The 20,467-nt window shown below is 67.4% G+C and carries 21 protein-coding genes; 6 read left to right on the forward strand and 15 right to left on the reverse strand.

Features of this window, described 5'->3' with window-relative positions; genetic code table 11:
- Nucleotides 1–12: 12 nt before the first annotated feature.
- Complete coding sequence (locus R2601_RS05675; RefSeq protein ID WP_007794884.1) at nt 13–1,236, reverse strand: Zn-dependent hydrolase; 1,224 nt, start codon at nt 1,234–1,236, stop codon at nt 13–15.
- Nucleotides 1,237–1,427: 191 nt separating this feature from the next.
- Here R2601_RS05675 and R2601_RS05680 point away from each other — a divergent pair, with 191 nt between their 5' ends.
- From R2601_RS05680 to R2601_RS05700, 5 genes are all read left to right on the forward strand, one after another.
- Nucleotides 1,428–2,390, forward strand: coding sequence for a phosphotransferase family protein (locus R2601_RS05680; protein WP_007794887.1), 963 nt, complete (start codon nt 1,428–1,430; stop codon nt 2,388–2,390).
- Nucleotides 2,387–3,337 (forward strand): choline/ethanolamine kinase family protein, encoded by a 951-nt coding sequence (locus tag R2601_RS05685; RefSeq protein WP_007794890.1) that lies wholly within the window; start codon nt 2,387–2,389, stop codon nt 3,335–3,337. The genes R2601_RS05680 and R2601_RS05685 overlap by 4 nt, the downstream gene beginning before the upstream one ends.
- Before the next feature lie 98 nt (nt 3,338–3,435).
- Nucleotides 3,436–4,275 carry a DeoR/GlpR family DNA-binding transcription regulator gene (locus R2601_RS05690; RefSeq protein ID WP_007794892.1) on the forward strand — a complete coding sequence of 280 codons (840 nt, stop codon included), beginning with the start codon at nt 3,436–3,438 and terminating at the stop codon, nt 4,273–4,275.
- 28 nt (nt 4,276–4,303) lie between these two features.
- On the forward strand, nt 4,304–5,170 hold the full coding sequence (locus tag R2601_RS05695) for a helix-turn-helix domain-containing protein (protein ID WP_007794895.1): 867 nt from the start codon (nt 4,304–4,306) through the stop codon (nt 5,168–5,170).
- Entirely contained in the window at nt 5,167–5,934 is a 768-nt protein-coding gene (locus R2601_RS05700) for an HAD-IIA family hydrolase (RefSeq protein ID WP_007794897.1), read from the forward strand. Before R2601_RS05695 ends, R2601_RS05700 begins: the two co-directional genes overlap by 4 nt.
- Before the next feature lie 13 nt (nt 5,935–5,947).
- On the opposite strand, the gene R2601_RS05705 is transcribed toward R2601_RS05700, so the two are convergent.
- Both R2601_RS05705 and R2601_RS05710 read right to left on the reverse strand, forming a co-directional pair.
- Nucleotides 5,948–6,367 (reverse strand): MarR family winged helix-turn-helix transcriptional regulator, encoded by a 420-nt coding sequence (locus R2601_RS05705; RefSeq protein ID WP_007794900.1) that lies wholly within the window; start codon nt 6,365–6,367, stop codon nt 5,948–5,950.
- Between the two features lie 131 nt (nt 6,368–6,498).
- Nucleotides 6,499–7,527: a substrate-binding domain-containing protein gene (locus tag R2601_RS05710; protein ID WP_007794903.1), complete on the reverse strand. Its 1,029-nt coding sequence runs from the start codon at nt 7,525–7,527 to the stop codon at nt 6,499–6,501.
- Nucleotides 7,528–7,741: 214 nt separating this feature from the next.
- On the opposite strand from R2601_RS05710, the gene R2601_RS05715 reads away from it, so the two are divergent.
- Entirely contained in the window at nt 7,742–9,190 is a 1,449-nt protein-coding gene (locus tag R2601_RS05715; RefSeq protein ID WP_007794906.1) for an amidase, read from the forward strand.
- Here R2601_RS05715 and R2601_RS05720 read toward each other — a convergent pair.
- The 12 genes from R2601_RS05720 to R2601_RS05775 all read right to left on the reverse strand — a co-directional run bounded on the left by R2601_RS05720 (nt 9,180) and on the right by R2601_RS05775 (nt 20,366).
- A complete protein-coding gene (locus R2601_RS05720; protein WP_007794909.1) occupies nt 9,180–9,977 on the reverse strand; it encodes an urease accessory protein UreD in 798 nt (265 codons plus the stop codon). The genes R2601_RS05715 and R2601_RS05720 overlap by 11 nt on opposite strands.
- Entirely contained in the window at nt 9,974–10,579 is a 606-nt protein-coding gene (ureG, locus tag R2601_RS05725; protein WP_007794911.1) for an urease accessory protein UreG, read from the reverse strand. Before ureG ends, R2601_RS05720 begins: the two co-directional genes overlap by 4 nt.
- Nucleotides 10,576–12,279: an urease subunit alpha gene (gene ureC, locus R2601_RS05730; protein ID WP_007794914.1), complete on the reverse strand. Its 1,704-nt coding sequence runs from the start codon at nt 12,277–12,279 to the stop codon at nt 10,576–10,578. The genes ureG and ureC overlap by 4 nt, the downstream gene beginning before the upstream one ends.
- Complete coding sequence (gene ureB, locus R2601_RS05735) at nt 12,276–12,950, reverse strand: urease subunit beta (protein WP_007794916.1); 675 nt, start codon at nt 12,948–12,950, stop codon at nt 12,276–12,278. The genes ureC and ureB overlap by 4 nt, the downstream gene beginning before the upstream one ends.
- A gap of 15 nt (nt 12,951–12,965) precedes the next feature.
- On the reverse strand, nt 12,966–13,628 hold the full coding sequence (locus tag R2601_RS05740; RefSeq protein ID WP_007794920.1) for an urease accessory protein UreF: 663 nt from the start codon (nt 13,626–13,628) through the stop codon (nt 12,966–12,968).
- On the reverse strand, nt 13,625–14,098 hold the full coding sequence (locus R2601_RS05745; RefSeq protein WP_007794923.1) for an urease accessory protein UreE: 474 nt from the start codon (nt 14,096–14,098) through the stop codon (nt 13,625–13,627). The genes R2601_RS05740 and R2601_RS05745 overlap by 4 nt, the downstream gene beginning before the upstream one ends.
- 70 nt (nt 14,099–14,168) lie before the next feature.
- Nucleotides 14,169–15,683, reverse strand: coding sequence for an amidase (locus R2601_RS05750; protein ID WP_007794926.1), 1,515 nt, complete (start codon nt 15,681–15,683; stop codon nt 14,169–14,171).
- Between the two features lie 75 nt (nt 15,684–15,758).
- Nucleotides 15,759–16,472: an ABC transporter ATP-binding protein gene (locus R2601_RS27255; RefSeq protein WP_007794929.1), complete on the reverse strand. Its 714-nt coding sequence runs from the start codon at nt 16,470–16,472 to the stop codon at nt 15,759–15,761.
- Nucleotides 16,456–17,190, reverse strand: coding sequence for an ABC transporter ATP-binding protein (locus R2601_RS05760; protein ID WP_007794932.1), 735 nt, complete (start codon nt 17,188–17,190; stop codon nt 16,456–16,458). The genes R2601_RS27255 and R2601_RS05760 overlap by 17 nt, the downstream gene beginning before the upstream one ends.
- Entirely contained in the window at nt 17,187–18,227 is a 1,041-nt protein-coding gene (locus R2601_RS05765) for an ABC transporter permease subunit (protein WP_007794935.1), read from the reverse strand. Before R2601_RS05765 ends, R2601_RS05760 begins: the two co-directional genes overlap by 4 nt.
- 13 nt (nt 18,228–18,240) lie before the next feature.
- Entirely contained in the window at nt 18,241–19,107 is an 867-nt protein-coding gene (locus tag R2601_RS05770) for a branched-chain amino acid ABC transporter permease (protein WP_007794938.1), read from the reverse strand.
- Between the two features lie 23 nt (nt 19,108–19,130).
- Entirely contained in the window at nt 19,131–20,366 is a 1,236-nt protein-coding gene (locus R2601_RS05775) for an urea ABC transporter substrate-binding protein (protein ID WP_007794941.1), read from the reverse strand.
- Nucleotides 20,367–20,467 lie beyond the last annotated feature (101 nt).

A 20,467-nucleotide genomic window follows, 5' to 3' on the forward strand; every position in this document is an offset into this window, starting at 1 on the left:
GCGCGGCCCTGCTCACCCCTGTTCCGAGATCATCCTTTCCAGCAGCGCCTTCACCACCGCGCAGCCATTGGCGAGATCCTCGGGGTGGGTCAGCTCTGCCTCGTTGTGGCTAAGCCCGTTTACGCTCGGCACGAAGACAAGGTTGCTCGGCATCATCGCCGCCAGCGCCAGCGCATCATGGCCGGTGATCGTCATCATCGGCACCGCCCTCACGCCAAGCTCCGCACAGGCCTCGAGCGTCATCGCCACGCCCACCGGGTCGAGCGAGGTTCCCGGACGGGCCTCGTCGGTAAAGGTCTCGATACCGATGCCCATCGCCTCCACATGCGGCCGGATCGCCGCGAGGAAGCGGTCTCCGACCGCCGTGCAGATCTGCTGAGCCGGGTTGCGCATCTCGAAATAGACCGTGACGCGGGAGGCCACCACGTTGGGACTGTCGGGCTCGGCCACGATCTTGGCAGCCGACCAGTGCAGCTCGACATGCTCGGCCTCGGCCTCCATCAGCCGGTGAAACTCGGTGATTGCCCAGGCGGCAGCGCGCATGGCGTCGCGGCGCTGGTGCATCGCGGTCGGGCCGGTATGGCTCGGCTCCCCGACGAAGCTCAGCGTCAGCTTGCGCACCCCCCATGAGGCGGTGACCGCACCGATCTGCACGCCCGTCGCCTCGAGATGCCCGCCCTGCTCCACGTGGAGCTCGAGGTTGCGCACCGGCCGCAGCGGAAACGGCGCCTCGCCGAGGTAACCGATCAGGGCCAGCGCCTCCCCCATCGTCGTGCCGAGCCGGTCGGGCAGCCCCAGAGCGAAGCCCGCATCGTACTTGCCGTTGAAGACCGAGCTTCCGGTGAGGCTCGGCTGAAAGCGCGCCCCCTCCTCGTTGGTCCAGTTCACCACCGTCAGGTTATGCGCCGCCGGACCGCCCTCGGCATGGATCTCGGAGGCCGCGACCAGCGCAGACAGCACGCCGAGCGCGCCATCGAAGCGTCCGCCGGTGGGCTGGCTGTCGAGATGCGAGCCGGCGAGCACCGTGGCGTCCGAGCCCGGCGCGGTCGGGAAGGTAGCGAACATGTTGCCCACCGGGTCCACGTGCAGCCGAGCGCCGCGCGCCTCGGCAATCTCGGCGAACAGGCGCCGCGCGGCGCCGTCCTCGTCGCTGCCGGTCAGGCGGCGGACGCCGCCGCCGGGCGTGGCGCCGATCTCGGCGAAGCGGTCGAGCAGGGAAAGCAGGTCTTGGGACATGCGGGCGGTCCTTGGCAGTCGGGATCTGGTCCCGGCACCCTGCCCGCGGCAACCGCCCCGCGACAGGGGCAGGCGCCCGCCTGCGCCAGAGAGGCAAGAACCAGTGGACAGGCGGGCAAGCCGGCCCCGGTTCGGCGAGCGACAGCGCCCGGCGGCCTGTGTCACGATGCCCGCACAACCGCGGAGCAGACATGGACCAGACCTCAGACATACTCGCCCTTCTGCGCCGGCTGCCCGGCTGGGAGGACCGCCCGGTCGAGATCGAGCCGGCGATCGCCGTGCTCGCCTCGCCCTCGTGGCGCGGCGTCGATGGCGCCCCCTTCATCGCGCGCGACACCGAAACCGGCGACAGCGTCTTCGTGAAGCGCCTGCACGAGGACACGAGCTTCTACATAGACCCGGTTCAGGCCTTCGCCGCCGCCAAGCAGGCCGGCGATGTAGGCGTCGGGCCGCGGGTCCTGCTCAGCGATCCCGCCGCGCGCGTCCTGATCACCGAGCATCTTGGCAAGGGGTGGCGCGTGGCCGGGCTGGAGCATGCTGCCGACCCGGACTTTGTCGACCGCGTGCTCGAGACCCGCGCGCGCTTTTCGCAGGCCGCGTCGCTCGCCCCGCGCGCCGATGCATTCGCCGAGATCGAGAGCCTTCACACCCGGCTGGTCTCCGAGGGCGCGGCGACGCCTCCCAACATGGGCTGGCTCTGCGACACCCTGATGCTCGCCGCCGAGCGCGCCGCCGGCACGGACGAGGCTCCGGTAGCGATCCACGGTGACGGCAACATGTCGAACGTGCTGTTCCACAGCTCCGGCGAGATCCGGCTGGTGGATTTCGACCGCGCCGGCATGGCAAGCCCCTGCGAGGAAATCGGCACCGCCCTGGTCGAGATGTGCGCCTTCGAGGCCGGCGCCCGCGCCGCCTTTCTGCGCTGCGCCGCCAAGGCCTGGAACCTGCCGGCCGAAGATGAGGTTTTCGACCGCGTGCGGCTGTACGGCATTGCCGATGACCTGCGATGGGCAATGATCGCCATGCTGATGGCGCATCTCTCGCCGCGTCGGATCGAGCACGAGTTCTACAAGTTCGGCCTGTGGCGCCATGTCCGCGCCCGAGCCTCGCTCCGCGACCCCCGCTTCGGCGAGAAACTGAGGATCTGCGCATGATCGTGAAACGCCGCATGGGCGAGGCCCGCAGCAAGGATGAACAGAACGCCGAGACCGCCATTGCCATGGTGCCCGGCTGGCGCGGCCGCGAAGGCGAGATCAGCTACGGCATGATGGTCGGCGGCCTCAACAACCGCAACTGGCGCATCGAGGTCGCCAACGATGACCGCGACTACTTCCTCAAGATCCCCGGCGACGGCACCGAGATCTTCATCAACCGCGCCACCTCCTACGAGGCGGCGGTGCATGCGCACGGGTTGGGCATCGCGCCAGAAGTGATCTTTCACGACCCCACCACCGGCACCGAGGTGCACGAGTTCCTCGACAACCACGTGACCTGCACCACCGCGGACTTCGCCCGGCCCGAGGTGCGCGAGCAGGTCATCCGGCTGTTCCGAACCCTGCATTCCGGCCCGGTGCTGAGCCAGGTGAAGACGATTTTCGACCTGATCGACGAGCATCTCGAGCAGGCGCGCGAGCTTGGCTCCTCGATGCCCGAGGACCTGCCGTGGCTGCTGCACCACTATGAGAAGATCCGCGCCGCCTTCGAGGCCTCGGGGATGGATCTGGTGACCTGCTACAACGATCCGATGCCGGGCAATTTCCTGTTCGCCCCGGACGGAGCCCTGAAGCTCATCGACTACGAGTTCGCCTCGGCCAACGAGCGCAGCTACGACATCGGTGTCTTCGCCTGCGAGATGTTTCTCGAGGAGGACGAGACCGACGCGCTGATCGAGACCTATTTCGGTACCGTGACGCCGCAGATGCAGGCCCGCGTCTCGCTCTGCCGGGTTTTGGCAGACATGAAGTGGGGCAGCTGGGCGGTGGTCAACCGGATGCTCACCGACTGGGATTTCGACTTCCAGAAATACGGCCTTTGGAAATACATGCGCGGCCGCGCAATGATGCAGGACCCGCGCTTCGACACCTGGCTGCGGCAGGTCTGAGCTCCCTCCATGCACAGCATTTGAGCAGGCGCCTCCGGGCGCCTGTTCTATTCTCGACAGATTGCTTGAATTTTCAAACTTCGAATTGAAGAATTAATTTGTCGCTCCGCGCGGCACCGGATTTCAATCACGACCGCGAGATGCTCGAAAAACCGCCCCCTCCCACCTTGCGACGCGCGCGCGTCCACCGGCAGGACCGCATTCTGACCGAACTACAGGCCCAGCCGATGCTGCGCGCCTCGGAACTGGCGCAGATGCTCGACGTCTCGCACGAGACCATCCGCCGCGATCTTATCGATCTCGACCGCCGCGGCCTGCTGCGCCGCACCTATGGCGGCGCCGAACGGCCGCTGCGCTTCGAGGCGCCGGTGGCCGAGCGCCAGATCATGAATGTCGAGGCCCGCGACCGCATTGCCGCCGAAGCGGCCGCGATGATCGCGCCGAAACAGGTGGTGATGATCGGCAGCGGCTCCACCGTCTGGCACGCGGCGCGGCACATCGCCTCCGGCTGCCAGCACGTCACCGCGATCACCAACGACCATCATGTCGCCGCCGCGCTCTGCGACGGGCCGACCCTGCAGATCATCTCGCTCGGCGGGCGCCTGCATGCCACCGAACGCTACACGTGGGGCCCTCAGGCCATCGAGGAGCTGTCGCGCTACCGGGCCAACTGGGCGATCATCGGCGCCTCGGGTCTCGACGTGCTCGGCGTGCACGACATCGACGACCACGCCGCCGGGATCTACCGGCGCATGGTGCGCCAGTCGGTGCGGGTCGCCATCGTCGCCGACAGCACGAAATTCGACGTCCCGGCGCTGGCCCGCATCGCCAACTGGTCCGAGATCGACCTCCTCATCACCGACGCCGCCCCCAAGGGGCCGCTGGCCGCCGCGCTGGCCGCAAACGACGTCGACGTTGTCCACCCGCAGGCCTCCTGAGCGCCCGCCCCGTCCGAGGAACCCTCCCATGTCCATCCAGCAGACCGGCCTGTCCCTGCCGCCCGAGAGCCGCATGGCGCTCGGCCCGATCGAGATCCTGCGCCAGGGACAGGGGCTGTCGCGCCACATCAACGGCGAGACCCCGGTGGCCGCGCCCGGATACGACCTGATCTTTCCCGCCCATGGCAGCCTCTCCTTCTGCCAGGCCGGGCTGACCGGAGAGGTCGGCCCGGGAGGCTACGTGCTGCTGCGCAGCGACCGGTTCTACGAGCTGCGTGCGCAAGGCGACCTGTCGCAATGGCGGGTCCGGCTCCCGGCGGCTGCGCTTGAGGATCGGCTGGTCGCGGTCGACACCCATGTGGGCGCTCGCTTTGCCCCGCATCCCCAGATGGCTGCACTCGTGGCGCGCACGCTCTCGGCCACCCTCCAGGTGTTCCGTCAGAGCCCCGCCCCGCGCCCCGAGGCGCTGGCCGGAGAACTCGTGGCGCTGATCGCGCTGATGATCGGCAGCGAGGGCGAGCAGGAGGGCAATCTCGGTCGCACAGGGCGCAACCGCACGCGGCAGCGCATCGTCGCGCATATCGAGCGCCATCTGGGCGACCCGGGCCTTGCGCCCGAGGGTATCGCCCGCGCCATGGGCGTGTCGCGCAGCTACCTCTACGCGCTCTTCGCCGAAGGTAATGAGACCGTCGCCGGCTTCATCCGCACCCGCCGCCTGCAGGCCGCCTACGAGATGCTGCTTGCCGACAGTCGCGGCGGGCTGGCGATCTCGGAAGTCGCCTATCGCACGGGCTTCAAGAGTGTGTCGCATTTCTCGCGCAGCTTCTCGCGCCACTTCCAGGCCACGCCGCGCAGCGTGCGCGCCGGGCAGCACGCGAAAGGAGCGCAGGCATGAGCGCCCCGATCCGCGCCATCATCTCCGATCTCGACGGCGTCGTCTGGCGCGGCGAGGAGCCGATCCCCGAGGCGGTCGAGACGCTGCGCGCCTGGAGCGGCCGCGGTGTGCCGCTGGCCTTCGTCACCAACAACTCCGCCCACTCCGCCGAGGATTTCGCCGGCATCCTCAACCGGCTCGGCATTGCCGTTGCGCCGAGCCACGTCATCACCCCCATCGAGGCGCTCAAGAGCCTCCTGCGCGAGCGCCACGCCGGCGCCCGGGTCTACGTGATCGGCGGCGCGGCGCTGGCCCTCGCGGTGGTCGAGGCCGGCGGCACCGTTGTGCAAGACGCGCAGGCGGATCTGGTGGTGCTCGGCACCGATTACGAGCTGAGCTACACCAAGCTGCGCTGCGCCACCAATGCGCTGCTCAACGGCGCGACGCTGATCGCCACCAATCCCGACCTGCTGTCGCCGGTCGAGGACGGGTTCGAGCCCTGTGTCGGCGCGCTCGTGGCGCTGTTCACTGCGGCGGTGCCCGGCACGACGCCGGTCATCCTCGGCAAGCCGCAACCGGCGCTGCTCGAGGCGGCAATGACGCTGCTTGGCGCGCAGCGCGAAGAGACGGTGATGATCGGGGATCAGGTCTCGACGGACATCCGGGCCGCTGCGGCGGCAGGTATCCGCGGCTTCCGCATCACCACCAACCCGCGCCACGTGGCGCAGGCCGACGATCCGCTGCACGAGGTGATCGACCGGCTGGCCGAGATCCGGCCGGTCTGAGCGGCGGTCGGGATCAGGTCCCGAGGCCGAAGAGGATGCGGCGCACGTCCTTGAGCTCGCCCTCGCCGAGGGTCTCGGCGATGTGTTTCTCGTGGTCGTCGCCAATGCCTTCGAGCTGGCGGCAGATCGCGACGCCGCTGGCCGAGAGCGCCACCCGCACCTTGCGGCGATCCTTCTCGTCCGGCACCCGGAACACGAGGTTGTCGCGCACCATGCGGTCGATGATCTTGGTCAGGGTCGCGGGCTCGACCAGGACCCGCTCGGCAAGCCGGCCCATCGGCAGCGGCCCCTCTTCCTCGAGCGACTTCAGAACGCGGTACTGTTCGATGGCGATGCCGTTCGACTGCAGGCGCTTGGAAAGGTCTTCCTCGATCAGCCGGTTCGCGCGCGCGATCAGGTAGCCGAGCTGCTCGGTAAACTTGGGATCTGCCATGGTACCTCCTCGCGCACCCGCGCTGTCACTGAGTATAGCGGTGCGATTAGAGAAAGCCACAACATTTGAAAATACAAATACCCCGACGCCAAGGGTGTCGGTTGCAAGCTTGCCACGTTTTTGCGCCGCGCTCAGGCCTGAAAGGCCCTCCGCACGACAAAATCGACACCCTCGGCTTCGGCCAGCCGGACACGGGCGTCGGCATCGCTGCGCCCGATCATCTGGTAAGCCCTGTCGCGCGACAGGCGCGGGCGCAGGAAATGCGCCATCTGGCAGCCATCGACCCGCCCGACCTGCTGCGCCAGCGCCGCGACTAGGTAGATCGCATCGTAGCACTGCACCGAGTTCGCGGTCATCGTCGGGCGCTGCCCCGAGTAGCAGGCGTCGTATTTTTCGGCCAGCGCATCGCGGTCGTTGCCGCGGCTGGTGTCGAAATAGGACTGCGCCGCGAACAGGTTCTCGGACGCGCCATCGGCCAGTGCCAGAAGCTGGGTCTCGTCGAAGGCGAGGTTGAGCCGCACCATGCGCCGGCTGAACCCGGCCTCGGCGAAGGCGCGGTTGAAGCAGACCGAGTCCTCGCCCAGCATGGCGATCACCACCACGTCGGGGCGGGCCTGCCGGATCTGTGCCAGCGTCGCCTCGTAGTCGCGCTGACCGAAGGGCATCAGGGCCTGCCCGACAAAGGTTCCGCCGGCGTTGCGGATCGCCTCATCTGTGGTGCCGTGGGCAACGCGGGGCCAGATGTAGTCGTTGCCGACGAAAAAGAAGCGGCGGGCATGGCGGTGGGTCGCCATCCATTCGAGGCTCGGGTTCAGCACCTCGGAATCGGTGATCCCGAGCTGCGCGGTGCCGGGCCCGCAGAAGCCACCCTCATAATGCGGAGTGTAGATGTAGGGCGCGAGGCCAGCCAGCCCGCGGCGCACCGCGGGGCGAAGATCGCTCGACTGGAGGCCGATTACCGCGTCGACATTCTCTTCAAGAGCCAGCCGCCGCGCGGCGGCGAAGGCGCTCGCCTGGGTGTCGCCGGAATCGATCTCGACCAGTTCGATCTCCTCGCCGAGCACGCCGCCCGAGGCGTTGAGCTCTGCTGCCGCGAGGAAGGCCGCGCCCTGGCACCCGAGAGTCCAGAGACCGGCAAGGCCGTGATGGGAGAGGATCAAGCCGACTTTCATATGGAATCGGTAGCGCAGGTTGTGACTCCCCACAAAGGATGTGGAACTCGCGCTCTGCCCGAAGCGGCATATGCACATCTCTTAATCACATTTTCGGCCCGGGACTCCATAAATTTGACGCTTCCGATCTCACACAGCGCATCATTTGCAAATTAGTTATTTTCCATTTCTAGTAATTATGACGCAACCAGAGAGATGTTCCATGAACGCACATTCCAAGGTCGCAGACCTGTCGACCCGAGACATTCCCGATCTGTCGCTGATGGAGACCAGCGCCCTGATCGCCAGCGGTCAGGCCACTCCGCTCGAGGTCACGCAGGCCGTGCTCTCGCGCATCGACGAGGTCGAGGACAAGATCACCGCCTATATCACCGTGACACGCGACCGCGCACTCGAGCAGGCCGAGACCGCCACCAAGGAGCGCGCCGCGGGGCTCGACCGTGGCCCGCTGCACGGTATTCCCTTTGCCCTCAAGGATCTTTGCGAAACCGATTTCGCCCCCACTTCCGCCGGGCTCGACCTGCTGCGCGACAACGAGACCGGGCGCAACGCCACGGTGACAGAGCGGCTCGAGCAGGCGGGCTGTATCACCATGGGCAAGCTCGGCATGACCGAGGGCGCCTATTCCGGCCACAACGACAAGATGTCGGTGCCGAAGAACCCGTGGAACCCCAAGTGCTGGGCCGGATCGTCCTCGTCGGGCTCTGGTGCCTCGGTCGCGGCGGGCCTGTGCTTCGGCGCCACCGGCTCGGACACCGGCGGCTCGATCCGCTTTCCCTCGGGCAGCTGCGGCATCACCGGCATGAAGGGCACCTGGGGCCGGGTCAGCCGGCACGGCGTCTTCGCGTTGGCCGACAGTCTCGACCATGTCGGGCCGATGGCGCGCAGCGCCGAGGATTGCGCCGCGATCCTGACGGCGATCGCCGGGGCCGACGCCAACGACCCCACCGCACTGCTGGCCGAGGTGCCCGACTACCTCGCCGCCTGCACAGAGCCGATCCGCGGCCTGCGCATCGGGCTCGACCGCGCCACGGTGATCGACGCCGCCGCCCCGGAGACCGCCCAGGTGTTGAACGAGGCCATCGCGGTGTTCGAGTCGCTCGGCGCCGAGATCGTGCCGATCTCGTTCCCATGGCCCACCGAGGCGGTCGACCAGTGGACGGTGCTCTGCGCCATCGAGGTGGCGCTGGCGCATCAGGGCCGCTTCCCCGAGCAGCGCGACGGCTACGCCCCGCACCTCACCGAACTGCTGGATTACGGCCTGACGCTCTCGGCCAAGGACGTTGGCGCGGCGATGCAGTGGCGGCTGGTCTATAATGGCTCGGTGGCGCGCGCGATGCACGGCGTCGACATGGTGCTGTTCCCGATCACCGGGGCGCCGATGCCCGAGCTCGACAACGTTTACGGCGCCCCCACCGCCGGCCAAGGCGAGAACCTCGGCGACATGCTGAAATTCACCGCCCCCGCGGATTTCACCGGCTTCCCGTCGCTGACCCTGCCCGGCGGATTCGACAGCCGCGGCGCGCCGATCGGCTTCCAGCTCATGGGGCCGGCGCTGACCGAGGCCACGCTGTTCAAGGCCGGCGCGGCGTTCCAGCGGGTCACCGACTGGCACACGCTCCGCCCCGACCTCGCGCCCTTCAAGGGCTGAGACGCTCGCGAACATGGCGGAAGGCGCGGTCGAGCGCGCCTCCCGTCCGGGCGGCGATGCGGAGCACCAGCCCCGCGCCGCCCCGCGCCGCGCCACAGGCCGCGTAGCAGTCGCGCAGCGCCATCGGCCCCTCGGGGAACGCCTGCCTCAGCGCCCCGCGATCCGCGCACAACATGGTCACCGTCCCGAAGGCTGCCGCCCCGCCAGGCAGCGCCCGGATGCCGGCCAGATCGGCCTCGGAGACCCTTTGGCGGTCACGCAGCAGCACCCGGCCGCCGGGCGCCGTCACCTGAAGATCCGAAAGCCACCAGCCGCCCGCGTCCCCGGCCTCGGGAGACTGCCGGCACATGCCGTCGAACAGCACCGCCGTGGCGCCGGGCGCCAGTGTCAGGTCGATACGCTGCGCCATGCGCGCTCCGGTCATCAGAACGTTGGGATCCTGAAGGTGGCGCAGCACCGCACCCTCGCCGGCCATAAGCTCCCAGTCCGAGCGCGCCACGCGTGGGCGCTTGCGGTCGGCATGGACGAGCAGCGCCCCGGCGCTGATCATGTCGACCTTCGCCCCGGCCTGCGCCTCGATACGGTGCCGCCAGCGGTCCCCCGGCAGCAGCGCCGCCCCGGCGCATTGCGGCAGCACGGTGAGCGGGCCATCACGCCCCGCCCGGCGATAGCCGCGCGGCAGCGACCACGGCCATTCGACGTGGCGCTCGAGCAGCGCCGTTCCGCCATCTCGCGCCAGCCCGCAGACCAGCGCGACCTGCGGAGCCTCGCCCGGACCGTCCTTCACTTGAACAGCACCTCGCGGCGCAGGTGGCCGACCACCTCGGCCACGCCCTCACCCTTGCGGCAGACGGTGGGCAGCACCGCACCGCCACCGCGCACCTCGGTCGCCTCGGCCAGCATCTTCGGGAAATCGACACCAACATGCGGCGCGAGATCGGCCTTGTTGATCACCAGCAGGTTGGCCTGCAGGATCCCCGGCCCCTTCTTGCGTGGAATATCGTCGCCGCCCGCCACGTCGATCACGAACATCCAGAAATCCACCAGGTCAGGCGAGAAGGTGGAGGCGAGGTTGTCGCCCCCCGATTCCAGCAGGATCAAGTCAAGCCCCGGAAACTCGGCCTCGAGCCGGTCGGCGGCGGCCATGTTGAGCGTCGGGTCCTCTCGGATCACCGTGTGCGGACAGGCGCCCGCCTGCACCGCGCGCACCCGCTCGGGCGGCAATTGCCCGCCCTTGCGCAGACGCTCGGCGTCCTCGTCGGTGACCAGATCGTTGGTGATCACCGCGGTGTCGATGCCGGCCTCGGCCAGCTCGCGCAGCATCGCCTCGATCAGTGCCGTCTTGCCCGATCCCACCGGCCCGCCAATCCCTACCCGTGCCGCGGTCATCGCAGGAAATACCGTCTTGCAAGCGGCACCTCTCGGGCCGGCTCCGCCACCATCGGCACCCCGTCCGCCTCGACCTCGAACGTCTGCGGATCGACGGTAATCTTCGGCAGAGCGGTGTTGCGGATCATGTCGCGCTTTGTCAGGGCCCGGACCGAGCGGATCTGGACGAAAGGTTTCTGCACCCCGAGCGCCGCCTCGGTCCCGGCCTCGATGGCGAGCCCGGAGACGAAGGTCACGCCCAGCTTGTGCTTGGCGGTGCCGAGCGCGCCCCACATTGGCCGGTGCACCTGCGGTTGGGCGCCGGGGAAACTGCCGTTGCCGTCGCCCATCGTCGCCCAGACGATGGTGCCCGACTTGATCACCGTAGAGGGTTTGGCGCCAAAGAAGGCGAAGGGCCAAAGAACGATATCGGCCATCTTGCCCGGCGCGATGCTGCCGACCTCGTGGTCGATGCCGGCGGCGATGGCCGGGTTGATGGTGTACTTGGCAATGTATCTCAGGATGCGCTCGTTGTCGGCGCGGGCCGTGGTCTCCTCGGGCAGGCGTCCGACCCGGTCCTTCATCACCGAGGCCAGCTGCCAGCACTTGGCGATGTTCTCGGCCAGGCGGCCCATGCCCTGCGTGTCGGTTGCGAAGATCGAGATCGCCCCCATGTCGTGCAGCAGGTCTTCGGCGGCCATCGATTGCGGCCGGATTCGGGCCTCGGCAAAGGCCACGTCCTCGAGCAGGTCGAAGCTCATCATGTGGGCGAGCATGGTCATCGGCACCCCCTCTTCGAGCGCCGGGAGCGTGTAGGGGTTGGTGGGGTTGGTCGAACTTGGCAGCACGTTCTCGTAGCCGTTGACCACGAGGATGTCTGGCGCGTGACCGCCGCCGGCACCTTCGGTGTGATACATGTGGATGCCACGGCCCGCGATGGCCTCCATCGTGGTCTCGTAGAAGCCGAACTCGTTGATGGTGTCGGTGTGGAGATGGACCGAGAAATCCGCCGCGTCCGCCGCGATCAGCGAGCCATCCAGCACCGCCGGGGAGGCGCCGAAATCCTCGTGGATCTTCACCCCCAGCGCGCCGCCCGCGACGCTCTCGGCCACCGCCTCCGGGTTGGAGTTGCCGCGCCCGAGGAAGCCGAAATTGAGCGGAAACTCGTCCGCCGCCTGGATCAGCCTGCCAAGCACGTTCGGCCCCGAGCAGGAGACGTCGAAATTCGGCCCCGGAGACATGCCGATCATCGTGGTGGTGCCGCCCGCGAGCGCGTGCCAGCTCTGCTGCGGCGACAGGAAATGCGCGTGCGCCTCGATGGCGCCTGCGGTGACGAAATGGTTGTCGCCATGCACCGTGGTGGTGTTGGGCCCGGTCACCAGATCCGGGTCGACCCCCTCCATGATGTCCGGGTTGCCGGCCTTGCCGACGCCGACGATGCGCCCGTCGCGGATGCCGATATCGCCCTTCACGATGCCCAGCTCGGCGTCGATGATCACCGCGTTCAGGATCACCATGTCGAGCGCGCCGTTGGCCTGCGTGCCGGTGGTGCAGAAGCCCTCGCCATCGCGCATGATCTTGCCCGCACCGGCGGTCAGCTCGTCGCCATAGTGGGTGTGATCGCACTCGATCTCGGCCAACAGAGAGGTATCGCCAAGCCGCACCATGTCGCCTGCCGTCGGCCCGTAGAGCCGGGCATAGGCGTCCCGCGTCAGTTTCATGCGCTGTATCCTTTTGCCTTGGCCCGCGTCATCGCCGCCCCGAGACCGCCTTCGACCGGGCCCTCGGTGAGGCCGGCAAAGCCATGCACCACGCGCTTGCCGCCGAAGGGGACAAGCACGACCTCCTTCTCGATGCCGGGATCGAAGCGCTCGCCACCGCCCGAGGGCCGGTCGAGCCGCATGCCGAAGGCCGCCTCCCGGTCGAAGGAGAGCGCCTTGTTGACCTCGAAGAAATGCGCGTGGCTGCGGATCTGAATGGTCCGGTCACCGGTGTTGAGCACGCTGATCGTGCGGCGCTCGCGGCCCGCGTTGAGCTCGATCTCGCCCTGCGCGGGGATCACCTCACCGGGCACGATCTCGTCGCCTTCGGGCGCAATCGGGTCGAACACGGTGATCAGCTTGGTGCCCTCGGCCATCGACACCTCGACCGAGAAGGTCCGCAGCAGGTGCGCCACGCCAGGCTCGACCTGATCGGCACTGAGCACGGTCGCGGCGTGGCTGACGATCTGCGAATGGGTCAGACCCTGCCGCGCCACAGTCAGCAGCTCGTCGGCGATCAGCGCCACTGCCTCGGGATGGGCGAGGCGGATGCCCATCGACAGGTAGCGCCGGGCCAGCTCGGCGGCGGTGAAGATGGTCAGCCGCTCCAGTTCGGTCGGGGTCAGGTGCATCTGGGCCGTCCCTGTTCAGTTGATGAAAAGCCGGCCGTCGCGCGGCCGCATGAGGGCGATGTCCGACAGCGGCATGAAGCCCGAGGGCAGCGCGTCGTCATCCGGGATGTCGGCAGAGAGCTCGGCCAGCAGCGGCGCCAGCGTCAGCAGGTCGCGCTGGGTGGCGATGGCGCCCGAGACGCCGAGCCGCACGGCGGCGGAGAACGCGCCGCGCGCCATGCCATAGGCCGAGGTCATCAGCGCGGTGGGCAGGTCGAGCCCGCAGGCACGCAGAAAGTCGCCATGCACGACCGGGAAATGCCCGGTGCCGGCGCGCTCGGCCTCGGTCGCGCCGGGATCGAGGGCGATGCGCACCGCGCGGGCCGAGGCGAAGAGCGCCTCGCCGGCCTGCACGCTGTCGCGGCGCAGGCGTTCGACGGGCATCATGGTGTCGATGGTCTCGCACCACGCTGCGAGCGCCGCGCCGGAAAGGCGATGGCCGCCCGCCAGCGCCACGCGGTCGAAGCCGTGCCAGCGGGTGCGCAGCTCGGTCGCCACCCAGTCGCAGAGGCTGTGGCGGTCGACCTGCCCGTCTGCCAGCGCGCTCTCAAGCCCCCAGGAGAAGGCGAAAACACCGGAGGGGAAGCCGCTGTCGGCCAGCTGCATCGCGCGGATCACGGGAAGGCTATCGGCGCTCATTCCGCCCCGGCGATCTCGAAGCGGGCCAGCCCCGCGAGGTCGCGCAGCCGGTCGCGGTAGCGTTCTTCGGGGCCGTCGAGCACAACGTCCATCCAGCCCGCGCCGAACACCACCTTCCAATGCAGGTTGCCGCACCAGTGGCCCAGGCGCATGGCGTCGTCGATCGTCTCGGGGATCAGCCGCATCCGGGCCGCGCCATCGATGCGGGCCACGATGGCCAGCCCACCGTCGTGGAACAACACCGCGCCATCGGTGAGCGACTGGCCGCGCGGCAGCGCAATGGCGCAGTCGCGGCCGCGGTCGGTGGTCACGCGCATCCGCTTGCGGGCTGCGTCGGCCTCGGGGATGGAGACGAATTCCAGCCCGCCCTCGTGCTCGAGCGCGTGCAGCCTGTCGTGCCAGCGCGGCTCCGAGGCGGCGCCCAGAATCGCTTCAAGCATCAGCGGCATAGAGAGGGGATGCTCGGTCATGCGCGGTCCCTTTCGAGGAAAAGGCCCGCCCCCGCGGATGCGGGGACAGGCGAGGTCACGGGGAAAGAGCTTACCAACCGGTCCAGTCGCCGGATTTCTCGAACGCGTCGCCCAGCGTGTAGAGCGTGGCCTCATCCCACATCTTGCCCACCAGCATCATGCCGACCGGCAGGTCTCCGACCTTGCCGCAGGGCACCGACAGCGCCGGGTGATGGGTGATGTCGAACGGCGCAGTGTTCGGCAGCATCTCGAAGGCGCGCTGCACGATCTCTTCGCGGCTGGCATCCGGGCCGGGGATCGGGGTCGCAATGATCGGCACGGTCGGCATCAGGATGGCGTCGTAATCGGCCAGCACCGCGTCATAGGCCGCGCGCAGCGTCTTCACGATGTTGAACGCCTTGCCGTAGAAGCGCTTGCCGTACTGGTCGTCGGCGAACTGCGCGAACAGCATCCCCAGCTTCAGGGTCTCGGACAGTTCGTCGGCGCGCTCGCGCCAGCCGCGGTGGAAATCCATGAAGCTGGTCACGTAGAGGTCGGGCCGCGAGGTGCCGTAGCCGTCGCCCAGCATCATCGTCTGGGTCAGGCCCTGAAGGCCGATCGGGGTCCAGATGTCGAGGCCGTCGAGATGCATCGGGATCGACACCTCCTCAACGATCACGCCCAGCTCTTCGAGTTTCTTGGCCGCGGCACGCACCTTCTCGTCGACCTCGGTCTCGGATTGCGGATGGCCAAAGCCCTCCTTGAGCAGCGCGACCTTCATGCCCTTGACCGGTTTGCCCAGCGCCTCGGTGTAGTCCGACACGCTGACATCGATCTGGCGGCTGTCATAGCCATCGGGGCCGGCCAGCACTTCGAGCATCAGCGCGTTGTCAGCGACGCTCGAGGTGATCGGGCCGGCGTGGTCGATGGTGATCTCGATTGGCACGATGCCGGTATAGGGCACCAGCCCGTGGGTCGGCTTCATCCCGACGGTGCCGCAGAACGCCGAGGGCATGCGGATCGAGCCGCCCTGATCGCCGCCGATGGCCAGATCGACCTCGCCCTTGGCGACCAGCGCCGCCGAGCCCGAGGACGAGCCGCCTGCCGACTTTGTCGGATCGTTGGGGTTGCAGACCGGGCCCAGCGCCGAGGTGTGCGAGCCGCCGGACATGCAGAAACACTCGCAATGCGCCTTGCCGAGAATGGTGGCTCCGGCGTCGAGCATCCGGGTGACGATGGTGGCGTCGACATTGGGCACGTAGCCCTCCAGCGTCGAGGAGCCGTTCATCATCTGCACGCCGGCGAGCATGACGTTGTCCTTCAGCGCCACGGTCTTGCCCTTGAGCTTGCCCTCGGGCGCCCCCTCGACGGTGGATTTCACGTACCACGCGTTGAGCTCGTTCTCTTCCTTCGGAGGCTGCACGCCCATGCTGCGCGGGTAGCCCACCTCGGGCAGCGGATCGACCATCAGGTCGACCTTGTTGTAGGCATCGACATAGCCCTGCATCAGGCCCTGGAAGGATTTCACGTCGGCGGGAGACAGCGAAAAGCCCATCCGCGCCGCGACTTCGGCCAATTGTTCCTCGTTCGGAAGTTTCACAGACATCCGTTCAGTCCTTGTCATGATGTATCGGGTAAGCGTGGGTCCCGGCCCGTCAGCGGGCCGGGGCCGGAACCGGGATCAGGCGGTGAAGCCCATGAAAGCGCTGACCGCGCCCGCGTCGGTAAGTTCCTCGCGCGGGATCTCCTTCTCGAGCACCCCGTTCGAGATCGCGTAGACGCGGTTCGACAGGCCGGTGATGAAATCGAGGTTCTGCTCCACCAGCACGATGGTGATGTCGATCTGCCTGGTCAGCCCGGCGAGCGTCTCGGAGATTTCGTCGATGATCGATGGCTGGATGCCCTCGGTCGGCTCGTCGAGCAGCATCAGCTTGGGGTGGCGCGCAAGGCAGCGGGCCAGCGCCAGAAGCTGCTGTTCACCGCCCGACAGCGCGCCGCCGCGCCGGTCGAGCAGGCGCTTGAGGCGCGGGAAGAGCTCGAGCATCTCGTCGGTGGTGCGGGCGACCTCGGCCTTGTTGCCGGGGATCGCCACGTGCAGGTTCTCTTCCACGCTGAGATTGGGGAAGATCTGCCGGCCCTGCGGCACCAGCCCGATGCCCTGCTTGGCGCGGGCATTGACCGCGGTGCCGAGGATCGACTTGTCCTCGAACAGGATATCGCCGCCGGTCACCTTCACGTAGCCCATGATCGAGCGCATCAGCGTGGTCTTGCCCATGCCGTTATGCCCAAGGATGCCGACCACCTCGCCGCGATTGGCGTGAAAGTCGACGCGATGCAGCGCCGGCACCAGCCCGTAGGCCGCCGACAGCCCTTTGACCTCAAGCAGCTGCGACATTGGCCTGTTTCCCCAGATAGATTTCCTGGACCTCGCGGTCCTGCATGATGTCGTCGATCATCGCCTCGCGGAAGATGGCGCCGCGGTTGAACACGGTGACGAACTTGGCGATCTGGCGGATGAAGGCCATGTCGTGCTCGACCACGACCACCGCGGCGCTGCGGGCGCTTTCCAGCACCAGCTGCGCCAGCCGGTCGCGCTCGTCCCCGGTCATGCCGGCGGCGGGCTCGTCGAGCAGGATCAGCTTGGGCTCGCCCGCCAGCACCATCGCCAGCTCGACCAGCTGGCGCTGGCCATGGCTCAGCAGGCCGACCTCGCGCTTGGCCAGATGGGTGATGCCGCAGCGCTCGAGCGTGGTGTGGGTCAGCTCCCTGGCCATCGGCGCGAGGTGCTTGCGCCGGGCCGACAGGCGGACGTTCTCGTAGGCCGAGATGCCGTCGAACACGTTCGGCACCTGCGTCTTGATGCCGACCCCGAGATTGACGATCTGGTGCGTCAGCGCCCCGGTCACGTCCTGCCCGGCGAAGGTGATCTTGCCCTCTGTCGGCGTGAGCTGGCCGGTGAGGCACTTGAAGAAGGTGGACTTGCCCGCCCCGTTCGGCCCCAGCAGGCAGCGCAGTTCGCCATCGCGGAGGTTGAAGTCGACATTGTCCACCGCCGTGACACCGCCGAAGCGCATGGTCAGGCCGCGGGTGGTGAGGATGTGTTCGGTCGTCATTCCTTCACCACCTTTCCCGAGATCGCCTGCCCTTGGTTGCGCTTCCACAGGATGTAACCGCCAAGCAGTAGCGACCGGGCGGTCGGCACGATGCCCTTGGGCAGCGCCAGCACCAGCACCATCATGATCGCGCCCAGCACGGCGATCGAGTTCACCACATCGACTGTGCCGAGCTGCAGCGTCAGCCATTGCAGCAGAATGCAGCCGATGATCGGGCCGACCAACGTACCGACGCCCCCGGCCATGACCCAGACCAGCGCCTTGGCCGACATCTCCATCGAGACCGAGTTCGGGTCGATGAAGGCCTGGTAGGTGGCCCACATGGCACCGGCGATGCCGGCAATGCCGCCGCCGATGGCGAAGACGATGACCTTGTGCTTGCGCACGTCGTAGCCCAGCAGCGACGACCGGGTCTCGTTCTCGCGGATGCTGATCGAGACGCGGCCGAAATCCGAGGCGATGAGGAAGCGCAGCGCCACGTAGATCACCAGCAGGAAGCCCATGAAGACCTGGAACATCTGGCCCGGGTCGAGCCAGGCCGAGGGGTCTCCGGGCACGTGCAGCGTCGGGATCGAGGGAATGCCGTTGAAGCCGCCGAGACGCGCGCTGCCGATCGAGTACTCGGGGCCGGCGGTGTGGTTGATCAGCTTCCAGAAGATCAGCGCCACCACCAGCGTCACCACGCCGAGATAGACGTCCGAGAGGCGCCCGTAGAACATGAAGTAGCCCAGCGCGGCGCCGAACAGGGTGGGAATGACGAAGGCCAGCACCATGGGGATCGTGGTGCTGCCCATGTTGATCGAGGCCACCGCGAAGGTATAGGCGCCGAGGCCGAAGAAGGCGGCCTGACCGAAGCTCAGGATGCCTCCGAAACCCCAGATGTAGCCCAGCGACAGGGCGAAGACCGAGAGCACCACGTACTGGGTGATCTGCATGATGGTGAAGAGATCCAGCATCACCGGGGCGATGAACATCACGGCAAGGCCGATGGCCACCATGACGTAGAAGCCGGGATCTCGGGTGACGGGTTTTTCCATGATCCGTGGTCCCTCAGAGCGATTTCTTGAAGATGCGGCCGGTGATGCCCTGCGGCAGCAGGCGCAGCAGCACCAGCGCGGCGAGGAGCAGGGCGGCGTCGCCGTAGACCGGACCCGTCAGGAAGGTCATGCCCTGGCTGATCGAGCCCAGCAGCGTGGCGGCCGAAAGCGTGCCGGTGATGACCGAGGCACCGCCGGTGATCACGGTGATGAAGCTCTGGGCGATGAAGTTCACGCCCATCGTCGGCACCACCCCGGTAAGCGGCGCCAGCAGCGCGCCGGCAAAGCCGGTGATCGCCGAGCCGATGCCGAAGGTCGCCATGTAGACCCAGCGGGTCGGGATCCCCAGCGCCTCGGACATGTCCGGGTTCTGCATCGTGGCACGGGCGATCAGCCCGGCCTTGGTGAATTTCAGCACCGCCCAGATCGCCAGCAGAAGCGCGATGGCGGCGAAGATCAGCACGAAGTTGTAGCGCGGCACCTGGTAGGCGCCGATGCTCATGCCGCCGAGCGGGGTCGCGACCCCGGTGACGGAGTTTCCGAAGATCATCGTCACCCCGCCGATCATCAGCATCGACAGCCCCCAGGTGGCCAGGAGGCTGTCGAGGATCCGGCCGTAGAGCCGCTGGATCACCAGCCGCTCCACGAGAACACCGAATATGCCCACCACGATGGGCGCAAGGACAAGCATGGCGATCCACTCGTTCACGCCGTGACCGGTGGAGATGACCACCGTGTATCCGCCCAGCATCAGGAATTCGCCATGGGCGAAGTTGATGATGCGCATCATGCCGAAGATGATCGCCAGTCCCGAGGCCAGCAACACCAGCCAGGCAACGGCGCGCACCATCTCCAGCGCGACAACGATTGTATAATCCATACGTGTCTCCTGCACCCTTCGGATCAGAGGCTGATCTCGAAGTGCTGGTTCGAATCCGGGTTCTCGACCAGGTCACAGACCATCTGCGTGTCGGTCGGCGGGCTGTCAGGGAAGCTCTCCTTGATGTTGAAGACCTGGTCCTGCAGCTCGGCGATGTAGACGTCGCGGATGGCGTGCTGGGTCTTGGGATCGATCTTCACCTTGCCGGCCGGCAGGTCGTAGGCCTTGCCCGAGGTCAGCACTTCGAGCAGCGGATCGCGCTCGGTGGTGCCGGCTTCGCGCACCGCGTCGGCCCAGATCATCATGCCCTCGTAGGTGACTTCCGAGATCTCGGACATCACCCAGTCCTTGTCGGGATATTCCTGCGCCACGCGCTCGAGGAAGGCCTTGTTGGTCGGGTTGTCGATCTCTTCGAAATAGCCGAACGACGCGGTGATGCCGTTGCCCTCTTCGGCGGTCAGGATCAGCTGGTCCGAGCCGCCAGCGCCGAGCACCGTCGACATGACCGGGATCTCCGACTTCATGCCGGCCGCCGCCCACTGGCGATAGAAGCCGAGATGCGAGGTGCCGACCAGCGCCGACAGAACGAAGTCGGGCGCCGCGCCCTGGATCTTCGAGATCGTCGAGCCGAACTGTGCCACGTCGAGCGGGAAGAACTCGGTCTCGATGACCTCGCCGCCGTTTTCCTCGACATAGCGCTTCACCCACGCGGCGGTGATGTGGCCGTAGTTGTAGTCGGCCGCGATGGTGTAGACCTTCTTGCCGTAGAGGTTCATGCCATAGGGGATCAGGCGCGCCACGGTCTGGGCCGGGGTGGTGCCGAGGGTGATCTCGTTGCGGTCGCAGACGCCGCCTTCGTACTGGGTGTTGTAGAAGTAGAAGGTGTCGTAGCGGTGGAAGATCGGGCGGATGGTCTCACGCGAGGCCGAAGTGATGCCGCCCATGACAACGTCGACCTGATCCCGCAGCGCCATCTGCGTGGCGTATTGCGAATAGAGCGACATGTTCGACTGCGGATCGTAGATCACCGCCTCGACCTCGCGGCCGAGCAGCCCGCCGGCCTCGTTGATCTCCTTGATCGCCATCTGGAAGACCTGGTTCATCGGAACGCCGACCGCGTCGAGCGCACCGGAGAGGTCGTGCAGGCCGCCCACCTTGATGGTGTCAGACTGGGCGCGGGCGATGATCGGGGACGCCAGCGTCGCAGCCGCCGCGGCGGTGCTGGTGTGAAGGAATTTCCGTCTGCTGAGGATGGTCATGGTCGGGTCCCTGTTGGTTTTTTGTACTCACCCGACCCTTTATCATTTTATTGAATTCGCAAATATCTCGATAGAGATCACCATGCGAGAAACATTTTTCG

Source organism: Salipiger bermudensis HTCC2601 (assembly GCF_000153725.1).
Taxonomy (GTDB): domain Bacteria; phylum Pseudomonadota; class Alphaproteobacteria; order Rhodobacterales; family Rhodobacteraceae; genus Salipiger; species Salipiger bermudensis.